Origin of the sequence: Salinimicrobium profundisediminis, from assembly GCF_026241755.1 — a bacterium.
Classification (GTDB): Bacteria; Bacteroidota; Bacteroidia; order Flavobacteriales; family Flavobacteriaceae; genus Salinimicrobium; species Salinimicrobium profundisediminis.
Genome location: NZ_JAPJDA010000008.1, coordinates 129,980 through 156,499 on the forward strand (window position 1 = coordinate 129,980; position 26,520 = coordinate 156,499).

The 26,520-nt window shown below is 41.0% G+C and carries 20 protein-coding genes; 17 read left to right on the forward strand and 3 right to left on the reverse strand.

Annotation, left to right across the window (positions count from 1 at the left end; genetic code table 11):
- Nucleotides 1–25: 25 nt before the first annotated feature.
- Nucleotides 26–1,720, forward strand: a complete 1,695-nt coding sequence (locus OQ279_RS06520) for a ribonucleoside-diphosphate reductase subunit alpha (RefSeq protein WP_266069048.1) — start codon at nt 26–28, stop codon at nt 1,718–1,720.
- A gap of 700 nt (nt 1,721–2,420) precedes the next feature.
- Entirely contained in the window at nt 2,421–2,819 is a 399-nt protein-coding gene (locus OQ279_RS06525) for a PEGA domain-containing protein (protein WP_266069049.1), read from the forward strand.
- Between the two features lie 543 nt (nt 2,820–3,362).
- On the opposite strand, the gene OQ279_RS06530 is transcribed toward OQ279_RS06525, so the two are convergent.
- Nucleotides 3,363–4,355: an endonuclease/exonuclease/phosphatase family protein gene (locus OQ279_RS06530; protein ID WP_266069050.1), complete on the reverse strand. Its 993-nt coding sequence runs from the start codon at nt 4,353–4,355 to the stop codon at nt 3,363–3,365.
- Between the two features lie 1,428 nt (nt 4,356–5,783).
- Here OQ279_RS06530 and OQ279_RS06535 point away from each other — a divergent pair.
- The 10 genes from OQ279_RS06535 (at nt 5,784) to OQ279_RS06580 (ending at nt 19,266) form a co-directional block, all read left to right on the forward strand.
- Complete coding sequence (locus OQ279_RS06535) at nt 5,784–7,007, forward strand: outer membrane beta-barrel protein (RefSeq protein ID WP_266069051.1); 1,224 nt, start codon at nt 5,784–5,786, stop codon at nt 7,005–7,007.
- Between the two features lie 1,477 nt (nt 7,008–8,484).
- Complete coding sequence (locus OQ279_RS06540) at nt 8,485–9,327, forward strand: hypothetical protein (RefSeq protein WP_266069052.1); 843 nt, start codon at nt 8,485–8,487, stop codon at nt 9,325–9,327.
- 160 nt (nt 9,328–9,487) lie between these two features.
- Nucleotides 9,488–10,663, forward strand: a complete 1,176-nt coding sequence (locus OQ279_RS06545; RefSeq protein WP_266069053.1) for a hypothetical protein — start codon at nt 9,488–9,490, stop codon at nt 10,661–10,663.
- Between the two features lie 182 nt (nt 10,664–10,845).
- Nucleotides 10,846–12,165, forward strand: coding sequence for a TolC family protein (locus tag OQ279_RS06550; RefSeq protein ID WP_266069054.1), 1,320 nt, complete (start codon nt 10,846–10,848; stop codon nt 12,163–12,165).
- 233 nt (nt 12,166–12,398) lie between these two features.
- Complete coding sequence (locus OQ279_RS06555) at nt 12,399–13,481, forward strand: efflux RND transporter periplasmic adaptor subunit (protein ID WP_266069055.1); 1,083 nt, start codon at nt 12,399–12,401, stop codon at nt 13,479–13,481.
- A 124-nt stretch (nt 13,482–13,605) separates the two neighbouring features.
- Complete coding sequence (locus tag OQ279_RS06560; protein WP_266069056.1) at nt 13,606–16,857, forward strand: efflux RND transporter permease subunit; 3,252 nt, start codon at nt 13,606–13,608, stop codon at nt 16,855–16,857.
- A gap of 436 nt (nt 16,858–17,293) precedes the next feature.
- Nucleotides 17,294–17,599, forward strand: coding sequence for a hypothetical protein (locus tag OQ279_RS06565; RefSeq protein WP_266069057.1), 306 nt, complete (start codon nt 17,294–17,296; stop codon nt 17,597–17,599).
- Between the two features lie 61 nt (nt 17,600–17,660).
- Complete coding sequence (locus OQ279_RS06570) at nt 17,661–17,882, forward strand: YgaP family membrane protein (RefSeq protein WP_266069058.1); 222 nt, start codon at nt 17,661–17,663, stop codon at nt 17,880–17,882.
- 145 nt (nt 17,883–18,027) lie between these two features.
- A complete protein-coding gene (locus OQ279_RS06575) occupies nt 18,028–19,086 on the forward strand; it encodes a Tll0287-like domain-containing protein (protein ID WP_266069059.1) in 1,059 nt (352 codons plus the stop codon).
- 12 nt (nt 19,087–19,098) lie between these two features.
- Nucleotides 19,099–19,266: a hypothetical protein gene (locus OQ279_RS06580; RefSeq protein ID WP_266069061.1), complete on the forward strand. Its 168-nt coding sequence runs from the start codon at nt 19,099–19,101 to the stop codon at nt 19,264–19,266.
- 114 nt (nt 19,267–19,380) lie between these two features.
- Here OQ279_RS06580 and OQ279_RS06585 read toward each other — a convergent pair whose 3' ends face one another.
- Nucleotides 19,381–19,848: a hypothetical protein gene (locus tag OQ279_RS06585; protein WP_266069062.1), complete on the reverse strand. Its 468-nt coding sequence runs from the start codon at nt 19,846–19,848 to the stop codon at nt 19,381–19,383.
- A gap of 250 nt (nt 19,849–20,098) precedes the next feature.
- Between OQ279_RS06585 and OQ279_RS06590 the strand changes: the two genes are divergently transcribed.
- From OQ279_RS06590 to OQ279_RS06605, 4 genes are all read left to right on the forward strand, one after another.
- Nucleotides 20,099–20,572 carry a DoxX family protein gene (locus OQ279_RS06590; RefSeq protein ID WP_266069063.1) on the forward strand — a complete coding sequence of 158 codons (474 nt, stop codon included), beginning with the start codon at nt 20,099–20,101 and terminating at the stop codon, nt 20,570–20,572.
- A 75-nt stretch (nt 20,573–20,647) separates the two neighbouring features.
- Complete coding sequence (locus OQ279_RS06595; RefSeq protein WP_266069064.1) at nt 20,648–21,262, forward strand: glutathione peroxidase; 615 nt, start codon at nt 20,648–20,650, stop codon at nt 21,260–21,262.
- Nucleotides 21,263–21,361: 99 nt separating this feature from the next.
- Complete coding sequence (locus tag OQ279_RS06600) at nt 21,362–21,802, forward strand: MarR family winged helix-turn-helix transcriptional regulator (protein WP_266069065.1); 441 nt, start codon at nt 21,362–21,364, stop codon at nt 21,800–21,802.
- Between the two features lie 197 nt (nt 21,803–21,999).
- A complete protein-coding gene (locus OQ279_RS06605; protein WP_266069066.1) occupies nt 22,000–24,363 on the forward strand; it encodes a GH92 family glycosyl hydrolase in 2,364 nt (787 codons plus the stop codon).
- Nucleotides 24,364–24,650: 287 nt separating this feature from the next.
- On the opposite strand, the gene OQ279_RS06610 is transcribed toward OQ279_RS06605, so the two are convergent.
- Nucleotides 24,651–25,079: a CBS domain-containing protein gene (locus OQ279_RS06610; protein ID WP_266069067.1), complete on the reverse strand. Its 429-nt coding sequence runs from the start codon at nt 25,077–25,079 to the stop codon at nt 24,651–24,653.
- A gap of 168 nt (nt 25,080–25,247) precedes the next feature.
- Between OQ279_RS06610 and OQ279_RS06615 the strand changes: the two genes are divergently transcribed.
- Nucleotides 25,248–26,276 carry a M28 family metallopeptidase gene (locus OQ279_RS06615; RefSeq protein ID WP_266069068.1) on the forward strand — a complete coding sequence of 343 codons (1,029 nt, stop codon included), beginning with the start codon at nt 25,248–25,250 and terminating at the stop codon, nt 26,274–26,276.
- The last annotated feature ends 244 nt before the right edge of the window (nt 26,277–26,520 follow it).

Below are 26,520 nucleotides of genomic sequence, written 5' to 3' on the forward strand. Positions count from 1 at the left end.
TTCCCGAATTAAACCTGAAATCCCCATGACAACTAATGTACAAGCCCAGCCTTTAATTGGCGATGAAACTACGAACGAAAGACTTTGGTGGCTAAACGACGAGAGCCAGCAGATCCTTAACCGCGGCTATCTGCTGAAGGGTGAAACTGTGAAATCGGCCATTGAACGTATTGCCAATGCTGCAGCCAGGCGCCTGTACAAACCCGAATTAGCCGAAGCATTTATTGAAATGATCGAGCGCGGCTGGATGAGTTTAAGTTCTCCCATTTGGGCAAATATGGGCACCGAACGCGGCTTGCCTATTTCCTGCTTTAACGTGTACGTGCCCGACAATATTGAAGGCATCACCCACAAGCTTGGCGAGGTGATCATGCAAACCAAGATTGGCGGCGGAACCTCGGGGTATTTTGGGGAATTGCGTGGCCGTGGAAGTGCTGTGACCGACAATGGAAAAAGCAGCGGCGCCACCAGTTTCATGAAGCTTTTTGATACGGCTATGGACACCATTTCGCAGGGTGGCGTACGTCGTGGCGCTTTTGCTGCCTATCTTGACATTGACCACCCCGATATTAAGGAATTCCTGGAGATCAAGAATATTGGTAACCCTATCCAGAATTTGTTCAACGGGGTGTGTGTGCCCGATTACTGGATGCAGGAAATGATTGATGGCGACATGGAAAAACGGGAGATCTGGGCGAAAGTTTTGGAAAGCCGCCAGCAAAAAGGATTGCCATATATTCTGTTCAAAGACAACGTGAACAGGTTTAAGCCGCAGGTTTACAAAGACAACAACCTCACGATACACTCCAGTAACTTATGTTCTGAAATTGCTTTGCCTTCTACTGAAGATGAATCTTTCATCTGCTGTCTCTCTTCTATGAATTTGGAATTGTATGATGAGTGGAAAGACACTGAAGCGGTTAAAATGGCAGTTTATTTTCTTGATGGGGTGCTACAGGAATTCATAGCAAAGACCGAAGGTAATCACTACCTGGCTGCAGCAAACCGTTTTGCAAAGAATCACCGGGCGCTTGGTTTGGGTGCGATGGGCTGGCATTCCTATTTGCAAAAGAACAGGATCCCTTTTGAAGGCATGCGTGCAAAAGGCTTAACTCATAAGATCTTTGAAGACATAAGCACAAAAGCGACCAAAGCAAGTAAAGAGCTGGCAACGATCTACGGCGAGCCCGAAATCCTCAAGGGCTACGGACTCAGAAATACCACCTTAATGGCCATTGCGCCAACCACATCATCTTCAGCAATTTTGGGGCAAACCTCACCGGGAATTGAACCTTTTAGCAGTAACTATTTTAAAGCGGGGCTTGCAAAAGGGAATTTTATGCGGAAGAATAAGTACCTGAAAGAGCTACTTCAGGAAAAAAATCTGGATAATGAAGATACCTGGAGAAGCATCATGCTACACCACGGCAGCGTGCAGCACCTGGATAGTTTAAGCCAGGAAGAAAAAGACATTTTTAAGACCTTTAAAGAGATAAGCCAGTTAGAGATCATCCAGCAGGCATCTGTACGCCAGAAGTTCATTGATCAGGCACAGAGCTTAAACCTAAACATCCCTGCAGGGCTTCCGGTAAGAGAGGTGAACAAGCTACTGATAGAAGCCTGGAAGCTCGGCGTAAAAACATTGTACTACCAAAGAAGCCAAAGCGTTTCAAAAGAATTTGTTTCAAATATTGTGAGCTGCTCGAGTTGTGAAGCTTAATAATTTGCAGAAAAATACCTTCTGAAAATGCCATTTTTGGAAGGTATTTAAAAGCTGGATCTAAGCTTCAAATCAACACATCTTCAATTCCTCAAATTCTTAAATCAACACATCTTCAAATCATTTTTTGATTTCTAAATAACCATTATACAATATTCATTATACCTTATTCAATAAAAAATTGCCACAGATGCACAGATGATTTTTACTCTACACTCCTTCTCATCTTAAAATCTCAAATCCTCAAATCCGCACTTCTTCAAATTAACTTTGGAATTTGGTGTCTGGATTTTAAAAATACTACCGTCTAAAGCCTAACTATTTTCACGCAATCCTACAAAGTCAAAAAAGAAGAATACGAAAACATCATTTCGAAGAAGCCTTTTCTAGTAATGAAAATAGACAGGCAATAAATTTCAAATTTATTCCGCCTGAATACTTCTTTAATTTTTTAGCTTAATCCCTTTTGATCAATACTTTACTCCTTCAATTAGCTGGGATTAGATTAGAAACCGTATCTCAAAATTATTTTATTACGGTTTTCCGTAAAAGTTTTAGATAAAATTATGTTAAATTAGCACTTCTTTAAGAAGATTACCCCTACAATATCTTCCTCTTATTTTTGTGGAGAAGAACCCACATAAAAAACGGGCGATACCCGAAAAGCCTATGAGTAGGGACACTAAACCAATTTATTATTATGAAGAGAATTTTATTATCAGTTTTTGCCGTATTATTTATAGGCATGACTTTCACCAGTTGTGCTACTTTATTTGGCAAAAAATCTCACCCTCTTGCTTTAAGTTCAGAGCCAGATGGAGCTGAAGTCTATGTAAATGGATTTAAAATGGGAGTAACTCCGGTGGAATTAAATCTTAAAGCAGATAAATCTTACACAATTGAATTTAGAAAGAATGGATTTGACTCTGTGACTCGAGTGGTGAACACTAAAGTTGGTGCAGGATGGGTAGTTCTAGACGTTTTAGGTGGTGTAATTCCTGTTGTAATTGATGCAGCTACAGGTAACTGGAATAAACTGGATCAAGATGCGGTTAACGCTGCACTGGTACAGCAAAAAGAAATTGCAGGAACAAAATAAATATCGAATTATTTAAAGTAGTGAGCCTTCCATTACGGAAGGCTCTTTTGTTTATACACCAGCTTAACTTTGGTATCTGCCATCTTCATATCTTTATTGTAAATTATTGTATTTCAGAGCACAAAAAGCACAAAGCTTCCTGTTCATTACTAATTGATTACTTTTTATTTAAATCATTGAAATTTGGTGCCTGGAATTTTGGTATATATGAAGTTGATGTCATTCCGAAGTAGCTTTTTTGCGACTAAAAAATCTGTGTTTCCTTCCTTCCCAATTATACAATATTCAAATTTTCAAATCAACACATCTTCAAATTAACTTTGGAATTTGGTGCTTGGTGCTTGAAATTTATTGACTTAACCATTATACAATATTCATTATACCTTATTCAATAAAAAATTGCCACAGATGCACAGATGATTTTTACTCTCCACTCCTTTTCATCTTTAAATTTTCAAATTTTCAAATTATCTCATTTTCAAATCATTTTGTGATTTCAAAAAAACATTATACAATATTCAATATACCTTATTCAATAATGAATCAGGGTAAAACGAATTCCGCGTAAACAGGAAAATGATCAGAGCCAACTTTTCCGAGGGTTTTGAGATCGGCCAGTTGAAATTCTTTGGTGACATAAAAATGATCCAGGGGCCATCTCATGATCATGGAATTTGCGTCAAAACTGTTGTACAATCCCCGGCCAATCCGTACGTTATTTAGCTCTCCCGATTTTCCGAAGAGCCTGGCAGTTTTAGACCAGGAGACATCATTAAAATCTCCTGCTACCAGAGAAGGAATGTTTTCACCGGCTACAAAATCTCCCACTTTGAGAAGGGCAACCTCTGCTTCCCCAACATTATCGGGGTATTTGTCGCTGGGCATTGGCGCCACCGGATGCACGGCGTGAAGCATAAATTCTTTTCCTGATTTCAGCTGAACCCGCGTATGAAATGAGGGCACATTTTTATGTTTCAGATATTTTATTTGTTTTTGTTTTAGAGGCAGCTTCGAATACAGTGCCATCCCATAGGCCTCATCATTTGGCTGCTCCATAACATAAGGATAATCCTGTTTGAGGACCTCCAGTTCATCCAGCCACCATTGATTCACTTCCATAGCCAGGAAAATATCGGGATCGGCCTCTTTAACAACTTCTATCACCTTAGCAGCTTCCCGGTTGGTCATCAAAACATTGGAGAGCAACAGGCTAACTGAACTCTCTTCTGAATAATTTTCAGCTGCATCGGGTACAGCTTTATCCCCGAACCAGTAAGGATAGATGCGGATAGATTGAATGAAAATAGAAGCCAATAAACCAGCGACGAGCAGTATGGAAGGCCACTTCCATTTTTTGTTGAGTCCGGCAACGAAAATAATGCACAAGATTGCCAGGATGAGGTACTGCAATCGCGGAAAATCCAGGAGTTTCGAGTACCAGTACGGCAAATCGTGAATAAGGGAAAGCAGGCTCGCCAGGATTACAAGACTGCTTATAAACACGATAAAATAAAAGAAGATTCTTCTAAAGTTCATGGTCGGTTTAATGCGATTGATCTCATTAAGTTAGTGAAAATTAGAAAACAATCCGCATTTTCCTAAACAGGCACAGACATACCTACAACTCCAGTAACAACATCCCTGGAATTTATGCTACTTACCCAATATTCATTATACCTTATACAATAAAAAAGGCCACAGATGCACAGATAATTTTTTTACTCATAAGCCTCCTGATCATTTTCAAATCTTCAAATCTTCAAATCCACACATCTTCAAATCATTTATTAGAATCTCTAAATAAACAATATTCATTATACCTTATACAATTAAAAAGGCCACAGATGCACAAATGATTTATAACTCATATAACTCATATCCTTTTGTTTTTCATCTTCAAATCTTCAAATCCACACATCTTCAAATCATTTTTGGAGTCTTAAAGAACTACCGTCTAAAGTCTACCGACTATTTTCACACAAAGCTCACGAAGTCGAAAAGAAGAGCACAAAGAAAAGGTGCCAAAAATGTCATTTCGAATGAGCTTTTCCGCGACTGAGAAATCTATGTTTCCTGCCTTCTCAATTATACAATATTCAATATACATTATACAATAAATAAATGCCACAGATGCACAGATAATTTGTTTACTCATGTTCTTTTGTTTTCATCTTCAAATCTTCAAATCCACACATCTTCAAATCATTTATTAGAATCTCTAAATAAACAATATTCATTATACCTTATACAATTAAAAAGGCCACAGATGCACAAATGATTTTTTTACTCATACTCCTCTTAGTCATCTTCAAATCTTCAAATTATCAAATCATTCAATCTTCAAATTAACTTTGGAATTTGGTGCCTGAAATTTATTCACATACCCATTATACAATATTCATTATACCTTATACAATTAAAAAGGCCACAGATGCACAGATGATTTTTTTTACTCATACTACTCTTAGTCATCTTCAAATCTTCAATTTCTCTCATCTTCAAATTTACTATGGAATTTGGTGCTTGGTACCTGAAATTTATTCACATACCCATTATTCAATATTCATTATACCTTATACAATTAAAAGGCCACAGATGCACAGATGATTTTTTTTACTCATACTCCTCTTAGTCATCTTCAAATCTTCAAATCTTCAAATTTACTTTGGAATTGGTGCTTGAAATTTATTCACATACCCATTATTCAATAATCATTATACCTTATACAATTAAAAAACGTCTCCCGTCTAAAGTCTACCGACTATTAAAGTTTTAGTACTTACTTATTGGAATTTCTTCTTACAAACTACGGTTTTCCGCAATTTCCTTTAACAAAATATTAATAAGTTTACAGAATCTTGAGAATCTATCTGTCAACCCGCGTTGAAGAAGGATTATTCTGAGATTTACTTATAATTTTTACGGCCGGGACAAATTGGGTCCGGACTTAACGAACAAATTAAAATGAAACCATACCTATTACTCTTTTTAACTGCACTTCTCAGCCTTAATGCTTATTCCCAAATCAAATTCGAAAAAGGATATTTCATTGATAATGGCGATCAAAAAGTAGATGTCCTGATCAGGAATGTGGATTGGAGAAGTAACCCTTCTCAATTTGAATATAAGCTTTCCGCAGATGGGGCATCTAAAAATGCCTTAATAAAGTCAGTTAAGGAATTTGGTATTGCCGATGGGGCAAGATTCGTAAGGCATACGGTGAACGTGGACAGATCTAGTGGGAATATCAAGAATCTGAGCGAAGACAGAAATCCTGAATTTAAAGAAGAAGAACTTTTTTTAAAGTTGCTCGTAGAAGGGAAAGCTAATTTATATTCCCTGGAAGACGGTAATATTACCAGGTATTTTTACAGCAAGGATGATTCAGAGATCATCCAGTTGATTTATAAAAAGTACATAACCCCCGAAAAAAGTATCGCCACAAATGACGGTTTTAGACAGCAAATATGGAATAGTCTAAAATGTTCGGATCTTACAATGAAAAAGGTGGAGAACCTGGATTATAAAAAGAAGGATCTAACCAGCTTTTTTGTGGATTATAATGAATGTCATGATCAGGCCTATACGATCTACGGACAAAAACAACAAAAGGATCTGTTCAATTTAAGCGTGCGTCCGGGGTTAAATTTTTCATCTCTTTCCATAACGAATGCAAATTCAGGTTCTAAAAACACAGATTTTGATGATGAAATAAGGTTGAGACTTGGAGTTGAGGCAGAATTCATTTTGCCATTTAATAAGAACAAATGGGCAATCATTTTTGAACCCACCTATCAACATTTCAAATCGGAACAGACACAGGAAAAAGACAATGTTTCAGGAGGGGTCCTTATTTCAAAGATCGACTACCCTTCTATCGAATTGCCAGTGGGAATAAGGCATTATTTATATTTAAATGACAGCTCAAAGCTCTTTTTAAACTTTTCTTACGTAATTAATTTTGATACCAATGCCACCATGGATTTCTACAGACAGGATAACACCCTGTATTCTTCCCTGGAAATTAAAACCCAGGGAAATGTAGCCTTTGGTGCCGGATATAAATTTAAGGACACCTATAGCATTGAACTGAGATACAATACCAGCCGGGAAATACTGAGTAATTATTCTTACTGGAGTTCAGAATATAAAACCATTTCCATGATACTTGGCTATTCCTTCTTTTAAGTCAGGAGATTGCAGGCAGGATTCTCAAAAAGATTTCACACAAAGCGCACTAAGTTCAAAACAGAACACGAAGAAAAGGTGCCAAAAATGTCATTTTGAAGAAGCTTTTTCACGACTGAGAAATCTGTGTTTCCTACTTTCTCAATATTCAATATTCATTATACCTTATACAATTAAAAAGGCCACAGATGCACAGATAATTTTTTTTTACTCATACTCCTCTTAGTCATCTTCAAATTCTCAAATCATCCAATCTTCAAATTAACTTTGGAATTGATGCTTGGCGCTTGAAATTTATGAATGTCATTTTGAAGGAGCTTTATCGCAACTGAGAAATCTGTGTTCCCTACCTTCTCAATTATTCAATATTCAATATTCAATATTCATTATACCTTATACAATAAAAAAGGCCACAGATGCACAGATGACTTTTTTTACTCATACTCCTCTTAGTCATCTTCAAATCTTCAAATTCTCTCACCTTCAAATTAACTTTGGAATTTGGTGCTTGGTGCTTGAAATTTATTGAGTTACCCACTATACAATATTCATTATACCTTATTCAATAAAAAAACGTCCACCGACTATTTTCACACAAAGCTCACGAAGTCAAAAAATAAGAGCACGAAGAAAAGGTGCCAAAAATGTCATTTCGAAGGAGCTTTTTCTGCGACTGAGAAATCCGTGTTTCCTACCTTCTCAATTATTCAATATTCAATATACCTTATACAATCAAAAAGGCCACAGATGCACAGATGATTTTTTTACTCAAACCCATTTGTTTTCATCTTCAAATTTTCAAATCATTTAATCTTCAAATTAACTCTGGAATTTGGTGCTTGGCGCTTGAAATTTATGAATGTCATTTCGAAGGAGCTTTTTTTGCGACTGAGAAATCTTTGATTCCTGCCTTCTCAATTATACAATATTCATTATACAATAAAGAACGCCACAAATTCACAGTTAATTTTTACTCACTATCCCCTTCTTCTTATCTTCAAATCCTCAAATCCACACATCTTCAAATCATTTTTGGAGTCTTAAAGAACTACCGTCTCCCGTCTAAAGTCTACCGACTAATCCCACACAAAGCTCACAAAGTCAAAAAAGAAGATCACAAAGAAAAGGTGCTAAAAATGTCATTTCAAAGGAGCTTTTCTGCGACTGCGAAATCTATGTTTCCTGCCTTCTCAATTATACAATATTCAATATACATTATACAATAAATAAGTGCCACAGATGCACAGATAATTTGTTTACCCATGTCCTTTTGTTTTCATCTTCAAATCTTCAAATCCCCGATTATCCATTAACCACTAACTTTCATCGAATTACGGTTTCCCCTAACTGCTCCTTAACAAAATTTTAATAGATTTACGGAAGTATCATAAATCCTGATGTTACCCTGCTGCTGATGGTTAATGGCATCAAAAATTTTGTGGTTGTAAAGAGTTGTATAGCATTACTTTATTAAACTATGGAAGATAATAATACAAATTATTTTGTTAGAACATTAATTGTTTTTGTATGTATTGGTATTGGCACCTTAATAGCATACAATTTTTTCAAATCTGAGCCAATCGGCGAAATAAATTCTGGCCTAATTATTTTGATAACATTTTTAATAGTTCTGGTTTTGTCAGAATCCTTTGATAACTTTTCTATAGGAAGATTAATGACTTTGAACAGAAGAATTGAAAAAAAGGAAAGAAAAAATATAGAATTAGAAAGAAAAAATTCAGAATTATTAAACCAAATCATCAGTATTACCAATAATCAAAACCAGAGTCAAAATCTTACAAGCGTATATGGTGATTATTATGCTGATATGAAAAAAGGTAGTCAATCTAAAGAAATCGATCAGAATGTTGTTAAAGAATTACTCGATTCGATAGAAGATACTCCATTAATAAAGGAACAAGTTGATTTAATAAAAGAGGATCTTGATCAAAGAAAGCTACCATACGATTCTCCAACAGACGAAATTCTCATTAAATTTTTAGCGGGTACTCAAATAGCTTTACAATTTGAGGTTACGCATAATTTGATTTTCGGAAGTCAACTAACCCTCCTTAAAGAATTAAATTCCATTAAACCAGAAGGATTACCTGAAAAAGATATCCATAGCTATGTCTCAAAAGTTTTTAAACAATTTCCTAATGCCTATAAGGATTGGGGATACGAAAATTATCTTAATTTTCTTTATTCACATATTCTTATCCTAAAATCAGAACAAGGAAAAATACATATAACAAAAAGAGGAGTAGAATTCCTTGCTTGGATGATAAGAAATAGTAAAAGAGAAGATAATCCACTGTGAAAAACGCTGAATAAAAAGGCCATATGAAAAACCCTAAACCAGTCTACAATGGAGAAACATACTCTCTCTTGTAACGCCTAATTCTCCTGATGTCAGTCAAGCTCGCCCGCTCGCACTGTTTTTATACGGGACGTTGATTGAACATGAAAAAAAACGAACTATGAAACAAATATTAACAATTTTATTTTTTTTCGCTTTTTTATTTTCATTCGCACAGACAAATCCGAATCATGTATACGTTAGCGGATATTACAGAAGTAATGGGACATACGTACAGCCTCATTACCGAACAGCACCGAATAATACTAATCGAGATAATTTTTCAACAAGAGGAAATACCAATCCATACACAGGACAGGCTGGATACATTACGCGAGATAGTAATACATCTTCTACATATACCCCAAGCTCATATTCTAATTCAACTTCGACCTACCCTAATTCCACCTACAAAACAACTTCAACGAGTACATCAAATAACTCGTATAATTCAACAAATATTTATACAACTACAAGCTCTTATGGTCAGTTATGGAGAACACCCTCGCAGTTTGATGCAATTCGCCCAATTCAGAAAGGAAGTAGTGTCAATGTAATCGAATATGATAATGGATTTTATAAAGTAATATCAAAGGGTACAATTGGATATATAAATTCTATTACCATTAATGAAAATTCAAAAATGAAAGCCCTGAAAATTGGTGCAAAGGACTATTCGAACACAAAAGGAGACAAAGCTACCATAAATGAAATATTTGACATCGAGGTTTCGAAAATCTATGCCTTACCAACCAAGTATATTTCTGCAAGAGAAGCCAATTTAAGATTAGGACCAACTACAATCACTAATACATTGACTACAATTAAGCGAAATGATAAAATTAGAATTATTGATAATTCAACTTATAATTCATGGACGAAAATAATTGTTGAAGCTGATGACGGATTTTACATAGGATTTTTAAATAACAGTTTAATCTCTGCTTACAAAATAGAAAACCAAGAACAGACTGATGGTCCAACCTCAGTTGTAAAGAGCTTCCTTAAACATTTAGACCAAGAAGAATTTTATAGTGCATACTCATTAACTAATAACCCAAGTTGGAATAAAAATGGTGGATTTAGTTGGTTTTCTTCTACAGATGCATATGGCGGAATTGATTATGTAACAATTTATGAAGTTAGACTTGAAAATGCTTATGACGACCAAGCTGTTGTATTCGCAGATTATTACTCCAGCGACCCTTTACATACTTCCAGAAGATGGAAACAAATTTTGATTTTAGAATACCAATATGGCAAATGGAAAATAGTCAAAACCAAATTAGCGGAATAGTACTACACACAATAAATACTAGAAATCTCACCTAAACAGGTCCGAGATCTCCTTCCCAACATCCCCTCCCCAAAACCCCCATTCCCCAACCTCCTTCTGTAACAAATGCTACACTTGTAGGTAACAAAAGTTACTGACCACCGCCTTCTCTAAGGGTACTTTTGTCTCACAAATTTTAAGAGATGAAAAGAACAAGAACCCTATTCTTATTTCCGCTACTGTTTTTTGGACTCCTGTTACAGGCCCAGGAACCAGTTTCTATAGGAAAAGAAGAAGTCCTGCAACGAGTGCAGGAGAATAACAGCCAATTGAGGATCTCCCAACAGGAGTTCCTGGCAGCCCGGGCACAATACCGGCAGACCAACGCGGTCTTTTTACCTAACATAAGCGTCTCCCACACCGGGATGACCACCAATAATCCCCTGATGGCCTTCGGTTTCAAACTGAACCAGGAGATCGTCACCCAGGCCGATTTTGATCTGTCAAGGCTCAATAACCCCGACCGTATCGACAATTTCGCTACCAAAGTGGAAGTTCAGCAACCACTGGTGAACCTCGATGGCTTCTGGAAACGCGGTGCTGCGAAGAACAAGATGGAGGCTACCGAGCTGCAGGGCGTACGCACCGGGGACCACATGAAACTCGAAACCGAAAAAGCCTATATGCAGTTACAGCTCGCCCATAAAGCGGTGGCCGTACTGGAGCAGGCGCTGGAAACAGCGCAGGCGAACCTGAGACTGGCCGAAAATAATTTTAAACAGGGATACCTGCAGCGATCTGATGTGCTGGCCGTGGAAGTCCGCGTGACCGAGGTAAATAATCAGTTACAGTACGCCAGGAGCAACGTGCAGAACGCGAGCGATTACCTCATGTTCCTCATGGGCGAATCCCTTGACGTGGTGCTGCTGCCTGCAGATTCTTTGAGCGTGCAGATGAACGTAGTGACCTCTCCTGCCCTTCCCGGCGACCGTGCCGACATTAAAGCTATGGAGCTGGCTACCGATGCCCGTAAGAAAATGTATACGGCCTCAAAAATGGCATTTTTACCACGCCTTAATGCCTTTGGAAGCTATGAATTGTATGACGACGAGATCTTCCAGGGAGACGCAAACGGATACATGGCAGGAGTGGCACTGACATGGGACCTTTTTGAAGGAAGCAAACGCTTCGGAAAGACCCAGCAATCCAAAGCCGAATACAAACAGGCAGAACTGGAACTGGAACAACACGTACAACAGAGTCAGCTGGAACTAAACCGCGCCATCCGTGCTTTACAGGATGCAGAGAACAAACTGCACCTCACCCAACTGGCCCTGGAACAATCAAAAGAAGCCCTGCGAATCCGTAACAACCGCTATGAGCAAGGCCTGGAAAAAACCACAGATCTGTTAGGAGCCGAAACCCAGTTTTCAGAAAAACAACTGGAGTATTACCAGACGGTATATGAGTATAACTATGCGGTAGCGTATATAGAATTTTTAACGAGTAGTATTGAGAATTGAGTAGTGAGTATTGAGATGAAGCACCAAATTCCAAGCACCAAAACCACTCTAAAATGCTTTTTTCGGCTCCCTTTAGGGCGGGGCAAAACGAAAAAAGAGTTTGAAAAACAAATGTCACACTGAGCCCAACAGCGAAGCAGGAGGAAAAGTCGAAGTGCTTCGTGACCGAGAACCGAGAACCGACAACCAAAAAAACCTTGAACATTAAACCTTGAACATTGAACTATATAGAAATGAAAAAAACAATATACACAATAGCATTAGCTTCCCTGGGATTATTCGCGACGAGCTGTGGGAGCGATGATAAAAAACAGGCTGCGAATGAAGGGCCGGTAGTGCCCGTGCAGGTGGAAACACCATCGGGGGCGGGAGACAGATTTCTCACTGCCAGCGGACAAATTGAAGCAGTGAACAGCGCCAACCTCAGCACCCGCATGATGGGATTCATAGATGACATCCATGTGAATGTGGGAGACAAAGTGAACAAAGGCCAGTTACTGGTCTCTATCAATAACTCTGACCTGCAGGCAAAACGCGCCCAGGTAAACGCCGGCATCACCGAAGCTGAGGCCGCTTACCGAAATGCTGAAAAAGATTACCAAAGATTCAAAGCGCTTTTCGAAGAGCAATCGGCATCTCAGAAGGAAATGGACGACCAGACTGCCCGTTTCGAGATGGCGCAGGCCCGCCTGGAAGCCGCCAAACAAATGAGAAATGAGGTGAACTCGCAGTTCGCTTATGTAAATATTCGCGCTCCGTTTAGCGGGGTCATCACTAACAAGTTCGCCGAGGAAGGTACTATGGCCAATCCGGGTCAGCCGCTTTTAGCCGTAGAAGCTCCGGGGAATTTCGAGGTGACTGCAAGAGTTGCGGAGTCCAATATCTCAAGGATAGAAACAGGAACAAAAGTGGACGTCATTGTAAAGTCTGTTGAGCAGACTGTTCCCGGCACCGTGGCGGAAGTTAGTACTTCGGCCAGTAACACCGGCGGACAATACCTGGTGAAAGTAGCTCTTGAAGATACTGAAGCAGATTTGAAATCGGGGATGTATGCTACAGTGAGATTTCCGGTGGAGAAGCAGGAAAGTACTGCTCAAGCGGTAATGATCCCCACAGAAGCTATTGTGACCCGCGGCGACCTGAAAGGTGTTTACACGGTGAGTCAGCAGAATACCGCGATGCTGAGATGGCTAAGGCTGGGAAGGACTTATGGAGACCGGGTAGAAGTCCTTAGCGGACTAAACCCTGACGAGGCCTACATAGTTACGGCAGACGGAAAATTGTTCAACGGAGCAAAAGTGAGCATTCAGGAGTAAAAATATTGCGTGAGGGATAGAGGCAGCTACCCCGCCTGCCGGCAGGCAGGCGTGTAGCGCCGAAAGCCCGACCCCACTGAAGCTTCAGCGAAAGTGGGGGCACGCCCAACCAGATATAAAAAATATGAAAGAAGGATTAGCAGGCAAGATCGCCAAAGGCTTTATAAATTCGAAATTGACGGTGTTGCTCATGATCGTGTTCATGATCGTGGGGGTGTACGCGTCGTTTTTAATTCCGCGCGAGGAAGAGCCGCAGATCGACGTGCCCATGGCCGACATTTTTGTAGGCTACCCGGGTGCCAGCCCTACCGAGGTGGAACAGCGCATTATCAAACCCCTGGAAAAGATGGTTTCCAATATTCCGGGTGTGGAGTACGTCTACTCTACCTCCATGGAAGAACAGGGGATGTTGATCGTGCAGTTCTACGTGGGCGAGGATATTGAACGTTCGTATGTGAAGCTCTACAACGAGCTCATGAAGAACATGGACCAGTTTCCGCCAAATGTTACTCAGCCGCTGGTGAAGACCCGGGCTATTGACGACGTTCCGGTACTGGGACTCACCCTGTGGAGCGAAAATTATGATGATTACCAGCTGCGCCAAATGGCCAACGAGCTGCGCCATGAGATCGAAAAGGTGGAGGATGTTTCTATTGTGAACACCATTGGTGGCCGTGACAGGCAACTGCGCGTGGTGCTCGACAAGGACAGGATGGCTGCCAGCGGAGTTGATATGCTGAGGGTTTCTGAAAAGATCCAGGCATCGAATCAGCAACTTTCCTCCGGAAGTTTTGACCGCAACGACAGTGAAATCCTGGTTAGTTCCGGAAGCTTTTTGGAATCCCCTCAGGATGTGGAAAACCTCATTGTAGGCGTAAACAATGGGCAGCCGGTGTACCTGAAACAGATCGCAACAGTAAAAGACGGACCTGAGATCTCTAAATCCTATGTGAATTTTGGATTTGGGCAGGCAATAAATGCTTCGGAAAATTATCCTGGGGAATATCCCGCGGTAACCTTATCTGTCGCCAAACGTAAGGGAGCAGATGCGATGAAGATCGCTGATGTTATCCTGGAGAAAGTTGAGCACCTGCAAACAAACCTTATCCCCGAAGATGTACACGTGGAAGTAACCCGTAACTACGGGGAAACTGCTTCGCACAAGGTAGGAGAACTTTTACTGCACCTTATTGGTGCGATCATAGCGGTAACTCTTGTTGTAATGCTGGCCATGGGATGGCGCGGCGGACTGGTAGTATTCCTTTCGGTACCTATCACCTTTGCCCTTACGCTGCTCAGTTATTACATGCTGGATTACACCCTGAACAGAATTACTTTGTTCGCCCTGGTTTTCGTAACAGGTATCGTAGTGGATGACTCGATCATTATTGCCGAGAACATGCACCGGCACTTTAAGATGAAACGCCTGCCGTTCAAACAGGCTGCACTATACGCCATCAACGAGGTAGGAAACCCTACAATCCTGGCGACCTTTACTGTGATCGCTTCGGTACTGCCGATGGCTTTCGTAAGCGGACTGATGGGACCTTATATGAGCCCCATGCCGATTGGAGCTTCCATTGCAATGATCCTGTCACTTTTCGTGGCACTTACAATTACTCCGTACCTCGGATTCATCTTTTTGCGTGAAAAGGAGAAGAAAGGTAAACCGGTAAAAGAGGCTGAAAAAGGAATCGAGGATTCGATGATCTATCGCGTCTATAAACGCTTTGAGGAGCCACTTATTGACAATGCCAAAATCCGTTGGGGATTCCTTGGTCTTACCATTCTACTTCTGCTGGGCTCTGTTGCCTTATTCTTTACGGAAGATGTGGCCGTGAAAATGCTGCCTTTTGACAACAAGAACGAATTCCAGGTAGTCATTGACATGCCGGAAGGAACAACTTTAGAAAGAACAGCGGTAGTGACCAAAGAAATAGGTCAATACCTGAACCAGAGTCCGCAGGTGGTGAATTACCAGACGTACATTGGCACCTCTGCCCCTATCACCTTTAACGGATTGGTGCGGCACTACGACCTGAGAGGCGCGAGCAACACCGCCGATATTCAGGTGAACCTGCTTCCAAAAGGAGATCGTGACCTACAAAGTCATGACATTGCTAAACTGCTGCGTCCGGATATCCAGGCCATAGGAGATAAATACGGAGCAAACATCAAGCTGGTGGAAGTTCCGCCCGGACCTCCGGTTTTGTCTACCATAGTCGCGGAGGTCTACGGACCCGATTATGAGACACAGATCGCACTGGCTGACAGTATTCAGACCATACTTCACAATACCGAAGATGTGGTGGATATCGACTGGATGGTGGAAGCCGATCAAAAGGAATACAAGTTCGAGATCGACAAAGAAAAAGCGATGCTGTATGGGATCGCACCTCAGCAGATCGTGTACACGTTGAACTCTGCTTTAGGAGAAAGGGCGATCACGCAACTGTACGATGAGGAGGCTACCCAGCGGGTAGGCATTGTACTGGCGCTGGATGAGGAAGAAAAATCTTCGGTTGAGGATATCATGAACATTCAGATCGCTTCCCAAAGTGGTCAAATGATCCCTATTACCGACCTGGTAACACCAACGGAGGTGACCAGGGACAAAAGCATCTATCGCAAGAACCAGAAGCGCGTGGTATATGTGCTGGCCGATATGGCCGGGGAACTGGAGAGTCCGGTTTACGCGATCCTGGGAATGGAAGAAAAACTGAAGGAGATAGAACTGCCTGCAGGATACGAGATCAGCGACCTTTATATGGGTCAGCCGCAATATGAAGATGACTATACCGTGAAGTGGGACGGAGAGTGGCAGATCACCCTGGAGGTATTCCGCGATCTTGGAATTGCCTTCCTCGGAGTAATTGTGATCATTTACATCCTGATCGTGGGCTGGTTCCAAAACTTTAAGGCACCGATCGTTATGATGGTAGCTATTCCGCTATCGCTTATCGGGATCGTGCTGGGTCACTGGATCATGGGCGCCTTCTTTACCGCCACCTCCTTCATAGGGATGATCGCGCTGGCCGGGATCATGGTGCGAAACTCGGTGCTGCTCATTGACTTTGTGAACCTGCGACTGGAAGACGGAATTCCGTTGAAACAGGCGGTGATCGAAGCCGGAGCAGTGAGAACAACGCCTATCCTGTTAACTGCAGGTACGGTAGTGATCGGAGCCTTTGTGATCCTCTTCGACCCAATTTTCCAGGGACTTGCTATTTCGTTGATGGGAGGAACGATCGTTTCAACATTCCTTACGCTATTAGTAGTGCCGTTAGTGTACTACATGATTGAAAGGAAGAAGTATGAGGACAGGGATGTGAAGCCTGAAGTTGAAGAAAAACGAGAAACTGAGGAAGTTCTTTAGTTGTAAGTTATCAGTTGTGAGTTGTCAGTTGTGGGTTACGAGTTGCGGGTTGCGAGTAACGGGTCGTGAGTTGTAGGTGAAGCTCCAAATTCCAAGCACCAAATTCCAAACCTGTCACCTCGGCACCAATTTGAAGTACAATCATGTTCTGTAGCTTCTTTTTTGTAAGTGTAGTGATTCACCGGCGTTAAAAATTTTTGAAGCCTTAGAGAAAATTTAGCCGGGGGAGCACGGTTCCAATTTGCGGGAGCAAAATTGGAAACACCTATCAAAAAAGTGTCCTTTTTTTGGTTCGTTTTTATTGCATCCGACGAACGAAGAGAGAGGAATGCACAGCAAAAAAATGAACAGACATGAAAAGAAGTGAATTATAATCGACCAGAGGGAGTAAATAAAACTTGATGCTCCCCGAAGAATTAAACTTAAATCCAAGTAAATGAAATTACTAATAGTCACCAGCGTAGTCGCCTTCCAGAAAGATGTACTAAAGCTGTTCAAAAAAGCAAATATTGAAGCCTTTAGTTCTTCGGAAATAGACGGCTACAAAAATGGAAATTCCCTGGTCGCGACGCAGAGCTGGTTTCCGGGGGAAAAAGGTGGCAATGAATCCGTTATGCTCTTCTCCTTCACAGATGAAGAAAAGATCTCAGATCTTTTTAAGTACCTGAAAGAGTACAATCAAAAACTGGAAACCAATAATCCCGTGCGTGCGGTAGTGTTACCTGTAGAACAATCGCTTTAACACTAAACAACGATCAATAAACAATTAACAATTATCAGTTAACCACTAAAAATTAAAGATTATGCTAAACAGAGTAATACGCGGTATAGCCGGAACATTTATCCTCATAAGCCTTTTACTGGCCGTTTATGTGAATATCAACTGGTTGTGGTTCACAGCTTTTGTGGGAGTGAATCTGCTGCAATCCTCCATTACCCGCTGGTGTTTGATGGAAGACATCCTGAAGAAATTCGGAATAAAAGATGAAAAAGCACATAATCAGAAGTCCGGTTCAAAGATATGAGTTGCGGGTTTCGGGTTCAGGTCAACGATCAAAATCCCATTCTTTATAGAATTTATTTAGACTACAGCTGAAAATTCCAGAATATGATAAATCGCATGTTTTGGATATTGCCGGCTGTTTATATTTATCTGTTAAACCACTGTTTATGAAAACGTTTCTTCTTCCTTTTCTCGCATTTTTCCTGCTCTTTGGGTGCCAGGAAAAAAAAGCAGCATACACTGCCCCTGAAAAAGCCGAAATGAAAATTTCATCCCAACAGCAGGATCATCAGGGTAAAAAGCTGATGGAAACTTATTGCTACGGCTGTCACAGCCCCAATGCTCCAATGAATGAAGGCAGGATAGCCCCGCCCATGGCAGCTGTAAAAGCTCATTACCTTTTGAACAAACCCAAACGAGAAGCTTTTGTGCAGCAGGTTGTGAGTTTTGTTGAGGAACCTGCTGCCGGAAAATCAATGATGCCCGGTGCAATCAGAAAGTTTGGATTAATGCCTTACCAGCAATTTCCTGATGGTGCCTTAGAAAAGATTGCGGAATACCTGTACGAGTACCAGGTCGAAGAACCGGAATGGTTTGCCAAACATTGGAAAGAAGGTCCCGGAAATGGAAAATACCGCCAGCAGGGAAGACAAATGGGCAAAGGCATGAGACAGGGACAGGGTTCCGGTAAAATGGGTAAAGGAATTGGTCAGGGAAAAGGAATGGGGATGCAGCGACAAAATGGAGCTGACAAAGGCATGGAGATCGCGCTGGAAACCAAAAAGCTACTGGGCCAAAACCTGATGGGAACCATTCAAAAGGAAGGTACAGTACATGCTTTAGATTTTTGTAATGTGGAGGCAATTCCGCTGACAGCTTCTATGGCAAAGAAATACAACGCTTCAGTACAGCGGATTTCAGATAAACCTCGAAACCCCACCAACGCGGCAAATGCTGAAGAAACCGCACTCATAGATCTTTTTTCGCACCAGATAAGTGCAGGTAAAGATCCGCAGCCGGTGCTAATGCCACAAAATGGCAAAACCCGCTTCTATTATCCCATAGTTACCAATACCATGTGCCTACAATGTCACGGGAAACCTGAAGATATTGAGCCGCAGGTAAAAGAGAAAATACTCAAACTATATCCGCAGGATAAGGCAGTGGGGTATTCAGAAAATGAGGTTCGGGGAATCTGGAAGATTGAGTTCAAAAACAGACGTTAAAAATTATAAGCCATGAAAACACTAATCAATAAAGAATGGCATGAAACGCACAGGATGCCCCAAAATCCGACCTTGGATCAACGAATCGACTGGCATCTGGAACATTCGAAGAATTGCAGGTGCCGCAAGATACCCGGTAAACTTTCCGAAGAAATGAAGAAACGAGGGATTAAATTTTGAAATTCAGTTTCAGATTTTCTTTAAGCTCCAACAAAATATTACCTCTCAAAAATGGCATTTTTGAGAGGTAATATGGCAGGTTATAAGCTTTCGTAAATACGGTTGTGACATATCTCAAAGCTCTTCTCCCGTCATGGGATTCCTTAAAACAGGAGTATCAGATGAAATCTTCCTGAAGTAGCCTTTTGCCACCACGGCATGCCCGAAGCCGCAACCGGAATTAAAATCTTCAGTTTCTTCATTCACTCTTACCCCTTCCCTATCAAATGCAAACGTGATCTTGCAGGATTCATCAAATTGCGGGGTTCGGTAAATGGCCACCTTATTTTCGACAATCAAAGTATCTATAAAAGAGCCCGAGTTATAACCTGGAGCACCTTTGTTGATCATAAAGGTCATTGCGATCTTGTTAGAATCTATCTGTTTTACCTGGATTTCTCCGAAGTACTCCCTTATTTCTTCAGCCGACTCAGGATTATAGTTTCCGAGTTTATAAGTTCCGGTGGCATCAAATTTCTCAACTTCCGAAGTTTTACATTGAATCAAGGTAAAGATCAGAACAAAATATACCAGTCTTTTCAATTTTTCAGTTTTAGTAATTCAATAATATCCTCGCTAAAGATCCGAAAATGTAGCCTGTAATAAATCGACTCGTTTAGCGAAAACAACTCTGTGATGTTGTTGTGCATTTTTTTGCAGATACAATAGCGCTTTTCTGCATACATAAATGTAATTTTTTTGAAGTAACTATTTATGTCGCTTGCGATATAATAAATAGCTGTATATTTACATCGTGCACGATACAAAAAATAAAGATTTAAAAATTTCTCTTATGAACGGGATCATTCAAAACTTAAAATGGAGCTATGGCGTAAAAACCCACTGGTTTCGTGCGGTTTTCAGAATTTTATTAGGCCTCAGCTTAGCCTATGCAGGAATTGGCCACCTTACATTTTCGAGGCTCGAATTTGTAGCACAGGTACCAAACTGGGTGCCCCTGTCTGATGATCTTGTGGTTGTACTTTCTGGGCTTGTGGAAATTTCATTAGGCCTTGCCCTTGTGCTTCTGCCCAAATGGAAAGCCTTAATGGGATGGATGGTCGCTATCTTCTTTGTCCTCATCTTCCCGGGGAATATCGCCCAATACCTCAACGGGACAGATGCTTTTGGCCTGGATACAGACCATGCAAGGTTGATCAGGCTCTTCTTTCAACCGGTATTGATTCTGTGGGCATTGTGGTCAACGGGTGCTTATAAGGCATTCGTGGAGCGGAATATTTCATCAAACAGCAATAATAATTCCTGATCAGCTCTTTAGAGTATTTACTTCGGAATAAAAGAAGTTGAGAATCATATTAACAAATCAAATAATTATTCAGAAATGAAAAATAGATCAACAACAGTAAAAAGTCAAAGCCTGAAGCAAAAAGTTTTACGTTTCATGTACCCATTAATCAGGAAACTTGGCAAAAAAGGTGAAAATGGCACTGTCTTAACCAATGAACAAAAAAGCCAGCCGCTCACTTCTTTGCACAATCTGAAAGTTGACCTTAATACCGGAAAAACGCTGGAGCTGCAGGAATTTAAAGGAAAGAAATTGATTTTGGTGAACACTGCTTCCAACTGCGGATACACTGGCCAGTACTCCGAACTTCAATCTTTACAGGAGCGTTACGGCAATTCTCTTCAGGTCATCGCCTTTCCTGCCAATGATTTTGCCGAACAGGAAAAAAGTGACGACAATGAAATAGCCGAATTTTGTCAGATGAATTATGGGGTAACTTTTCCGGTAGCCAAAAAAAGCGTGGTGGTCAAAAATGAGGAACAGCAGGAACTTTTCAAGTGGCTGACAAGTAAAGACCTCAACGGCTGGAACCAACATGCGCCCGACTGGAACTTCAGTAAATATATAGTGGATGAAAATGGCCTTTTGACGCACTATTTCGGTCCTTCTATCTCTCCATTGGAAGAACAATTTTTAAGAGCTTTGGAATAATTCTAGTGATACTTCGTTTTCAGAAGAGAAGTTTTTTATCGCAGGCGATTATTTCATTTATTTGTAGCACCCTGAATAATTCCTGCAATACATTGTACTATGGAATACGAACAACTCAAATTAGAAAATCAATTATGTTTCCCTGTTTATGCAGCATCGCGGTTAATTACGAGGGAATATCAGCCATTTCTAGACCGGCTGGAGATCACTTATCCACAGTATCTGGTACTCATGGTTTTATGGGAGACCAATGGCCTTACCGTAAACGATATTGCCAGGAAGTTACTTCTCAACACAAACACCATCACTCCCCTGCTTAAACGCATGGAACAACAGGCACTAATTACCCGGGAACGCTCTAAGAAAGATGAACGCAAGGTCCTGGTGAAACTAACTTCAAAAGGAAGAGACCTGCAGGAACAGGCTGCTCAAATCCCTGAAGCATTAGAAAAACGCCTGTTAGATAGTCAGCTCGAAATCGATGATCTTGTTAAGCTGAAGGAAAGACTTAATGATGTCATCGAATTTTTATCTAAGTAAAAAGATCAGCACCCTATTCTCATTTTTGTAACTTTGACCATGGCTCCGGCTTTTTTGTCCGTATTTTTCGGCAGGAAAAGCAACGGAGCCATTGAAGCTTCACGCTATTCAGCTAACCAACGTTAAACAAAAAAAGGACCTGCAAATTAAGTTTCCATTACCCGCTTTCCATGAACAGGTCCAGAAACAGTATCCAAATGAGAAAAAACATTTTTAGCCCCAAACTTTTTATGGGTGTTGTTCTGGTAGTTTCTGCCGTATTTCTGCACTCCTGTAAAAAATCTGCCGCAAGGGAAACTGAAAATAATCAGCACCTCGAATTAAAAGACCTGGCACAGTATGTAGACCCCATGATAGGTACGGCAAAAATGGGCCACACTTATCCCGGCGCTACAGTTCCCTTTGGGAGCGTACAGCTAAGCCCCGATACCGATACCATTCCCTATGCCGTCAATGGACAGTACAATCCTGATGTTTATAAGTATTGCGCCGGCTATCAATACGACGATGAGACCATCGTCGGCTTTAGCCACACTCATTTTAGCGGCACCGGCCATTCAGATCTCGGGGACTTTTTGATCATGCCCACTACCGGAGATCTAAAGCTGAATCCCGGAACAGCATCTGATCCCGATAGCGGATACCGCTCGAGATTTTCTCACGACAATGAAACTGCCCAACCAGGTTATTACAGCGTCTTGCTTGAAGATTACAACATCAAAGCCGAAATGACAGCTACCAGCAGGGTGGGAATGCACCAGTACACCTTTCCGGAAGCTGGCAAATCGCACATCATCTTAGACCTTGTTTCAGGCATTTACAATTATGACGATAAAAATGTGTGGACCTTTGTGAGGGTTGAAAATGACACTTTGGTGACCGGTTTCCGGCAAACCAATGGCTGGGCCCGCACCAGGAAAGTGTATTTCGCGCTCTCCTTCAGTCAGCCGATTGAGAACTACGGAAGGGAACGTTATGATAAGCAGCCTTACAACGGATTTTGGAGGAAGTTTGACCAGGATGAAAACTTTCCGGAGATAGCGGGGGAAAAAATCAGGATGTATTTTGATTTCGACATGAAAGAAAATGAAAAGCTGAATATCAAATTGGCGATCTCACCGGTTAGTGCTGAAGGAGCCTTGCAGAATATGAAAGAGGAAATCCCGCACTGGAATTTTGAACAGGTAAAAACTGAAGCCCGGGAAACCTGGAACAAAGAGCTTAACAAAGTCATTGTAGAGACTGAAAAACCTGAAGATATGGTCAATTTCTATACGGCTATGTACCACGCTTTTTTAGGACCCACAGAATATATGGATACCGATGGAAAATACCGCGGAATTGATATGGGAATCCACCAGGCCGACGGCTTTACCAACTACACCAGTTTTTCACTTTGGGACACCTACAGGGCTTTACACCCGCTTTTCAACGTGCTCCAGCCAGAAAGAAATGCCGATATGGTAGAAGCCATGATGGCACATTATGACCAGAGCGTACATTCCATGCTGCCGGTGTGGTCGCATTACGCCAATGAGAACTGGTGCATGATAGGCTACCACAGTGTTTCGGTCATTGCAGATGCCATAGTAAAGGGCAATGCCGACTTTGACCAGGAACGGGCGCTTGATGCCATGGTGCAAACAGCTAAAACAAGTTATTACGACGGCCTGCAGTATTATATGGACATGGGTTATGTGCCCGAGGATAAAAATGGTGCATCGGTATCAAAGACCCTGGAGTATGCCTATGACGACTGGGCCATTGCACAGGCTGCAAAAAAGTTGGGTAAAAATGACATTTTTGAAGAGTTTATGAAGAGGTCAGAAAACTACAAGAACGTCTTTGATCCAAAATCGGGTTTTATGAGACCTAAACTGAGTGACGGCAGCTTTAAAAAAGAGTTTGATGCATTAGACACTCATGGGCAGGGCTTTATTGAAGGTAATGCCTGGAACTACAGCTTGTACGTGCCCCACGCCCCTGCTGAAATGATTGAAATGATGGGAGGCAAAGAAAGATTTTCTCAGCACCTCGATTCCCTGTTCAGCATGGATCTTCCGGATAAATATTTTGCCAATACAGAAGATATTTCGAGAGAAGGAATTATAGGAAATTATGTGCACGGCAACGAACCCTCTCACCATGTGGCCTACCTGTACAATTGGACCGACACGCCCTGGAAATCCCAGGATAAAATAAGGATGGTTTTAAAAGATCAATATCAAACCGGGGCCGATGGTTTGGGTGGGAATGATGATTTTGGCCAAATGAGCGCGTGGTATATCTTCAGTTCTTTAGGATTTTATCCTGTAGCACCCGGCAGCGAAGAATATGCCCTTGGCAGCCCGGCCATTAACCAGGCTACTATCAATCTCGAAAACGGAAAGACCTTCAGGGTAATTGCCGAAAATCAAAGTGAAGAAAATGTATTCGTAGAGAAGGTTGAACTTAACGGAAAGAAACTTGAAAGTCCTTTTATCAACCACCATGATGTAATGAAGGGGGGAGAATTAAAATTCTATATGGCAAGTACTCCAAACCAGGAGCTGTATAATTAGAATTCCGGCTATTCTTTTGTTGCTCTGTGCAGTAGAAATATGAGTGAATAAAACTAGTCTTACCTAATCGGTTTCGCATAGAATTGAATACTTTTCAAAAAAAAGCAGATTTTTTCGCTTTCGTTAGAGAAAGTTCTTACACATTATGTTAAACACAGGTTAAACCGTATAAAAACATATTTTTCTATAGAAAGAAATGACTTATTTTGATATTAATATTCGCCTGTAAAGGCACTACAAGTGAGAAGTGTACCCCCTACAATACTCTTCTCACTTTTTTATTTTCTTTATTCTTTGCTTTTATTTTCAAGGAAGAACCTAATCACATCTGTAGTCGTAACAATTCCGGTTAGACAATCATCATCTACCACAGGTAAGGCGTGAAACTCGTGCTCCAAAAATAATTTGGCTACATCTGTGACTGTGTGGCTGGAAGTGATATATTCTACCTTCTGTGTCATCACCTGCTCTACCGTGAACATTTCATACACAGTGGTTTCAACATCATCCCCACCGCCATCGGTCGCATCTGCAAAAGAGATCCTAAGCAGGTCGTTGAGGCTTATCATGCCTACAATATGCTCATTTTCTACTACCGGAAGATGCCTTATGTGGTTCTTCTTCATAAGAGATTCGGCTGTCGAAAGACTGTCAGACAGCGAGAGACGCAAAATGTTTTTGGTCATTATCTGGGAAACGGAAATATCATTTTTCATCGGAGTTCTTTTTATCAGGAGCTATCTAAAAATACAACAATTCTGCCTCATTTTAAATTCAGAATAAGGAAATATTCTTCAGAAAATGCGCCGGAAATAACTTCAAAATGTAAGAATTCTTTTAAATCTCTTATATTGCCGTCTTTATTTTAATCCCTAACATTTAACATGAAAAAAGTTTTATTGTTTTCTCTTGCCGTAAGCCTCATTGGCTGTAAAGCGCAGCAACCACGAGACATCTCGGAAGCCAACCCAATGGAGTATGCCAGCACCATCACTTCCAAAGAATTAAAAGATCACCTGTACACCTTTGCAAGTGACGAATTTGAAGGACGAGAAACAGGAGAGCCCGGCCAGAAAATGGCGGCAGATTATCTTAAAAAAGAATATCAAAGTCTCAACATTGCCTCGCCTTTAGGTGGTGATGATTATTTCCAGGAAGTTCCCGGCAGCTATTTTACACGCGGAAATGTAAAAGATACCGAAAATGTTTTGGCATATATCAAAGGAAGCAGTAAACCTGAAGAGGTGCTTGTAATATCTTCTCACTACGACCATGTGGGAATTGATGACGAAGGAAGGATCTATAATGGTGCCGATGACGACGGCTCGGGCACAGTTGCAGTACTTGAAATTGCCGAGGCTTTCAAAAAGGCACAGGAAGATGGCTTTGGCCCTGCACGTTCTATTCTTTTCCTTAATGTTACCGGAGAAGAAAAAGGGCTTGTGGGATCAAAATTTTATTCCGAAAATCCTGTATTTCCCCTCGCTAACACCGTAGCTAACCTCAATATTGATATGATAGGCCGCATTGGAAAAGATATGGAAAGTGCGGGAGATTATGTCTATCTTATAGGAAGTGACAAATTAAGTACCGAACTCCATGAGCTAAGTGAGGCAGTCAATGAAAAGTACCTGAACCTCAACCTGGATTATACTTTCAACGATGAAAACGATCCAAACAGGTTCTATTACAGAAGCGACCACTACAATTTTGCAAAACATGATATTCCAATCATATTTTACTTTAATGGAGTGCATGAAGATTATCACCGTCACACAGACACACCAGATAAGATAGAATACGATTTACTTGAAAAGAGAGCTAAGCTGGTATTCCTTACCGCCTGGGAAATAGCAAACCGCGACACCCGCCCTTACGTTGATAAACCTACCCTGACTGAAGCAGGAGAGTAGTTTACGGGAAATATCTTTATTACCCAATCCTCACAGGTTTTTATAACCTGTGAGGATTTTTTTATTCTGTCTCCTCCCCACCCCCGACCTGCGGTCACCCCTCCAAACAAGGGGGTGGGTCAATGGTAACTTTTGGATTTTAATACCCTGAGTAAAAAGCAGAGAATAGTAAATAATCCTCGGGGCAAGCCCCGAGGCATTAGCTAGAATAGTTTTAATTGTGAGTTGTCACTTTTATGCAGTA